9 protein-coding genes are annotated in these 4250 nt (G+C 68.1%); 4 read left to right on the plus strand and 5 right to left on the minus strand.

The features are described 5' to 3' along the window. Both GXZ33_RS08135 and GXZ33_RS08140 read left to right on the plus strand, forming a co-directional pair. On the plus strand, positions 1 to 768 hold a 768-nt coding region (locus GXZ33_RS08135; RefSeq protein ID WP_291340339.1), incomplete at its 5' end, for a hypothetical protein. 68 nt (positions 769 to 836) lie between these two features. Continuing rightward, positions 837 to 1259, plus strand: coding sequence for a holo-ACP synthase (locus tag GXZ33_RS08140; RefSeq protein WP_291340340.1), 423 nt, complete (start codon positions 837 to 839; stop codon positions 1257 to 1259). On the opposite strand, the gene GXZ33_RS08145 is transcribed toward GXZ33_RS08140, so the two are convergent. The 5 genes from GXZ33_RS08145 to bcp form a co-directional block, all read right to left on the minus strand. Next, complete coding sequence (locus GXZ33_RS08145; RefSeq protein ID WP_291340341.1) at positions 1235 to 1393, minus strand: hypothetical protein; 159 nt, start codon at positions 1391 to 1393, stop codon at positions 1235 to 1237. The two genes, GXZ33_RS08140 and GXZ33_RS08145, sit on opposite strands and share 25 nt — an antisense overlap. A gap of 31 nt (positions 1394 to 1424) precedes the next feature. Next, positions 1425 to 1745: a transcriptional regulator gene (locus GXZ33_RS08150; protein ID WP_291340342.1), complete on the minus strand. Its 321-nt coding sequence runs from the start codon at positions 1743 to 1745 to the stop codon at positions 1425 to 1427. A 2-nt stretch (positions 1746 to 1747) separates the two neighbouring features. Next, on the minus strand, positions 1748 to 2083 hold the full coding sequence (locus tag GXZ33_RS08155; RefSeq protein ID WP_291340343.1) for a hypothetical protein: 336 nt from the start codon (positions 2081 to 2083) through the stop codon (positions 1748 to 1750). A gap of 172 nt (positions 2084 to 2255) precedes the next feature. Next, complete coding sequence (locus tag GXZ33_RS08160; protein WP_291340344.1) at positions 2256 to 2903, minus strand: TetR/AcrR family transcriptional regulator; 648 nt, start codon at positions 2901 to 2903, stop codon at positions 2256 to 2258. Beyond that, a complete protein-coding gene (gene bcp, locus GXZ33_RS08165; RefSeq protein ID WP_291340345.1) occupies positions 2903 to 3379 on the minus strand; it encodes a thioredoxin-dependent thiol peroxidase in 477 nt (158 codons plus the stop codon). The genes GXZ33_RS08160 and bcp overlap by 1 nt, the downstream gene beginning before the upstream one ends. A gap of 92 nt (positions 3380 to 3471) precedes the next feature. On the opposite strand from bcp, the gene GXZ33_RS08170 reads away from it, so the two are divergent. Together GXZ33_RS08170 and GXZ33_RS08175 are read left to right on the plus strand one after the other, a co-directional pair. Beyond that, complete coding sequence (locus GXZ33_RS08170) at positions 3472 to 3750, plus strand: DUF3618 domain-containing protein (protein ID WP_291340346.1); 279 nt, start codon at positions 3472 to 3474, stop codon at positions 3748 to 3750. Between the two features lie 42 nt (positions 3751 to 3792). Beyond that, positions 3793 to 4250: DUF305 domain-containing protein (locus GXZ33_RS08175; RefSeq protein ID WP_291340347.1), on the plus strand; the 458-nt coding region annotated here is incomplete at its 3' end.

A 4250-nucleotide genomic window follows, 5' to 3' on the forward strand; every position in this document is an offset into this window, starting at 1 on the left:
GAGTCCTTCGCCGACGGTGCGCACACCTCCATCCCGGCCCCGGGCCTGGGTGCCCTGGGTGCGGCCCGTGGTGGCGCCGACTCCCGCCTGGCGCAGCAGCTGGCTGCCGTGGGCGTGTCCGCTGACGAGGTGGCCATCATCTCCAAGCACGACACCTCCACCAACGCCAACGACCCGAACGAGTCGGACCTGCACGAGCGCATCGCCGCCTCCGTGGGTCGTGCGGACGGCAACCCGCTGTACGTCATCTCCCAGAAGACCCTCACCGGTCACGCCAAGGGTGGTGCCGCGGCCTTCCAGATGATCGGCCTGACGCAGGTCCTGCGTTCCGGCATCATCCCGGCCAACATGTCGCTCGACTCCGTGGACCCGGTCCTGGCCCAGCACCAGCACCTGGTGTGGCTGCGCAAGCCGCTCAACCTGGCGGAGCGTGCCCCGAAGGCAGGTCTGGTGACCTCCCTCGGTTTCGGCCACGTGTCCGCCCTGGTCGCGATCGTCCACCCGGGTGCCTTCCTGGAGGCCCTCCGCCAGGAGCGTGGCCAGGACGCCGCCGCCGAGTGGGCCCGCGTGTCCGGCGCCCGCGAGGAGGCCGGCCTGCGCCGCATCACCGAGGCCATGTACGGCGGTGCCGCTCTCTACGAGCGCCCGACCGACCGTAACCTCGGCGGCACCGGCGACGCCGTGAAGAAGCGTGAGGCCGCCATCCTCCTGGATGACGACGCCCGCCTCGTCGACGGTGTCCTGCGCACCGGCGCCGAGCTCGCCTAGCCTGCGAGACTGAAGGCCCGCACTCCCCGGAGTGCGGGCCTTCGTGCTTCCCGACGCCGTCAGGCACAATGGCGGACATGCACCACATCGGCGTCGACCTTGTCCACGTGCCCGACTTCCGGGAGCAGCTCGAGCGCCCGGGCTCACGTTTCGAGGAGGTGTTCACCGTCCTCGAACTGCGCGTCGCGGCGCAGAAACCCGACCGCGCGCTGCACCTGGCGGGCCGGTGGGCGGCGAAGGAGGCGTTCATCAAGGCCTGGTCGCAGGCCATCTACGGGCGCCCGCCGGTGCTGTCGCCGGATCTGGTGGACTTCCGGGAGATCGAGGTGCAGCCCGACCGGTGGGGGAGGGTGGCCGTGGTGACCAGGGGAGAAGTGGAGAAGGCCGTCGCCGCCAGCCTGGGGCCGGTGACGACGAGCCTGTCCATCAGCCACGACGGGGACACCGCCGTGGCCACGTGCCTGGTCTACTCGCCGGACTCCTCGGACTGATACCGCGGGTCATCGCGCTCGTCGGCGGGTGGATTCTCGGCGACCTTGTGGTCGTCGTGGGGGTGCTGCTTCGGGGCGTCCGGGTCGGAGATGGGGGTCGGTTCGGTCTGGTTGCGGGGGTCGTTGTTCGTCATGCCCCGATTCTACGCGCCCATGTGTCCTGCGTCACTGATCCGGGGGAAGCTCGCCCGGTCCCTCGGCGATGGCCCGCAGGGCGGCCAGGTGCTCCCGCCAGGACTCCGTCCCGTCCTTCGTCAGCGCCAGGCGGGTCTGCGGGCGTTTGCCCACGAAGCACTTCTTCACCTGGACCAGTCCCAGCTCCTCCAGGGCCGAGGCGTGCTTGGACAGGGTCGAGTCGGTCGTCTGCAGGTACTCCCGGGCCTGCCGGAAGGTGATGTCCGAGACACCGGCGAGCGTGGCCATGAGGGAGAACCGCAACGGGTTGTGGAAGGCAGGGTTGAGCTGCAGGCGGGGGTGGGTGGTCACGGCTACTGCGCGGCCTTACTCAGGGCCATGAGCTCCCACAGGGAGCCGCCGAGGGCGAGCACCATGAACGCGGCCGACATCGCGATGCCCGTCCCGAGGGTGAAGTGGGTGTTGAGGAAGGCGTTGACCGACCACAGGATCACCCACGCGACGATGGCGCCCGTCCACCGGGAGTTGAATCCGCGGCGGGCCGGCGGGGAGAAGGCGGGAGTGGCGGCGATGAAGATGACACCGACGAAGACCCACAGTGAACCGGCGATCCAGGCGTGGACGGCGGGGCTGCCGGTGACGTTGGCGTAGGTCAGTCCCACGGCGGTGGTGGCGCCACCGGCGCACATGGCGATGAAGCCGAGCCAGGCGGGGCGAAGCCCGCTGCGCGGCGGTTGGTGGTCTAGGCCCTGTCGAGGAGCTGTCGGGCGCGGTCTGCGGAGAGGTTCATGGTGACTCCTGGGGGTTGGTGCCCTTGAGTCTGGCGGCAACTTTCCACTTTGGAAAGTACTTTCTTCAATGTCATGCCGTGGCGACCGCGAAGAGGTAGGCGACCAGCATCCGCTTGATCTCGTTGACGATCGTCTCGAAGTGATCCTCATGCTCCGCGTCACGGATCGCGAAGTTCAGCAGCGACGACACCGTATGCACCAGCAGCGCCGCCAGACGGTAACGCTCCGCGTGCGTCGCATCGGGGGACAGCGGGGCCACGACATCGGAGATGATGTCGAGCATCTGCTTCTCCGTCGCCGCCGCCGTGGCACGCGTCGCCGGGGTCGACTGGACGGCGTGCCACACGGCGCGTCGGGAAGGATCCTCCCGCCACAGACGTGCCAGGTGGTCGATGAACTCGTCGAGGATGTCCGGCCACTGCGGGGCGGGCACCCGGCCGGAGAACTTCTGCAGCTCCGAGACGTTCTCCGCCGTATCGACGCGGTCCAGCTCGCAGATCAGCACGTACTTGTTCGCGAAGAACTGGTACAGAGTGCCGATGGGCACCTCCGCCCGACGCGCCACCTCGTCGAAGGTGAAGGACTCGAAACCGACGTCGACAAGCACGCTCCGCGCGGCCGCGAGGATACGGTTGAAGCGCTCGCGGCTGCGGGCCTGCGCGGGACGACGACGGGGGACGAGGAGGCCGTCGTCCGGCTCTGCTTCCACGTCGCTCATCAGGCGGCGGCGACCTCTCGCAGGATGCGGGCGACGTGGCCGGAGGCGCGCACGTTGTAGCGGGCGAGGCCGATGGTGCCGTCCGGCTCGACCAGCAGCGTCGAACGGATGACGCCCTGGACGATCTTCCCGTAGTTCTTCTTCTCGCCGAACGCGCCCCACTCGGTCATGACCTGCTTATCGACGTCCGAGAGCAACGTGAAATTCAGCCCGTGATCAGCACGGAACTCGGCGAGCTTCTCCGGCTTGTCCGGGGAGATGCCGACGACCTTCACGTCGAGGTCGTTGAGCTCCTCGATGGCGTCGCGGAAGTCACAGGCCTGCGTCGTGCAGCCCGGGGTGTTGGCGCGTGGGTAGAAGTAGACGAGCACGCGCTCGCCGGCGAAATCCTTCAGCGAGACCTCGTTGCCACGGTCGTCGGGCAGGGTGAAGTCGGGTGCGGTGTCGCCTTCGGCAAGACGTGAGGAAACAGTCATGTCCTACACCATACCGCTCCACCCCCACGGATCGCGTTACACTACTCTGAGTACGACAGTCGTCCTTACTTTTATGACCCCGGGAGATCCACGTGGCACGAGACATCAACGATATCCAGCGAGACATCGAGCGCACCCGTCGCCAGCTGGCCAGCACCCTCGATGAGCTGGCCACCCGCACCAAGCCGCAGAACCTCGCCGCCGACGCGCAGCGCGAGGCCCAGGCGAAGCTGCAGGACCCGCAGATCCAGAAGATTCTCGCCGGTGTCGGCGCCGCCGTCGTCGGCCTGGTGGTCATCTCCGTGCTGCGCAGCCGCAAGCGCAGCAAGGACCTCAAGGAGATCCAGCGCTACCTCGCCGGTCGCGCATAAAATCCTCCTTCCCGGGGCGGGGTGTCGCTAAGGTCTCCGACCATGCGCACCCCGCCTCTTTTCGACGCCACCCTGATCCTGGCGGGCTGCACCTCGACAGAGACGATGCTGTCCGAGCGCACCGACGTCATGCCGGCGGAGGCCAACGACACGGACGTCCACTTCCTCGGGATGATGGTCCCGCACCACCAGCAGGCCATCGACATGTCCGACGTCCTGCTGGCCTCCGATGTCGCTGACCCCGCCCTGCGCGACCTGGCGCAACGCATCCGCGACGGCCAGCAGCGGGAGAACGACCAGATGAACGCCTGGGCCGCCGAGTGGGGGATCGACGCGGACATGGAGCTGCACTCGCAGCACATCGCCAACGGCATGGTCAGCCCCGGCGTCTACGAGTCCTACGCACGGCTCGAGGGGGAGGAGCTGCGCACCCGCTTCCTCGAGCTCATGCACTTCCACCACCAGGAGGTCATCGCGATGACCCGGGACGAGGTGGACAA

The sequence above is a fragment of the Corynebacterium sp. genome, from assembly GCF_012838985.1.
In the GTDB taxonomy this organism is placed as follows: domain Bacteria; phylum Actinomycetota; class Actinomycetes; order Mycobacteriales; family Mycobacteriaceae; genus Corynebacterium.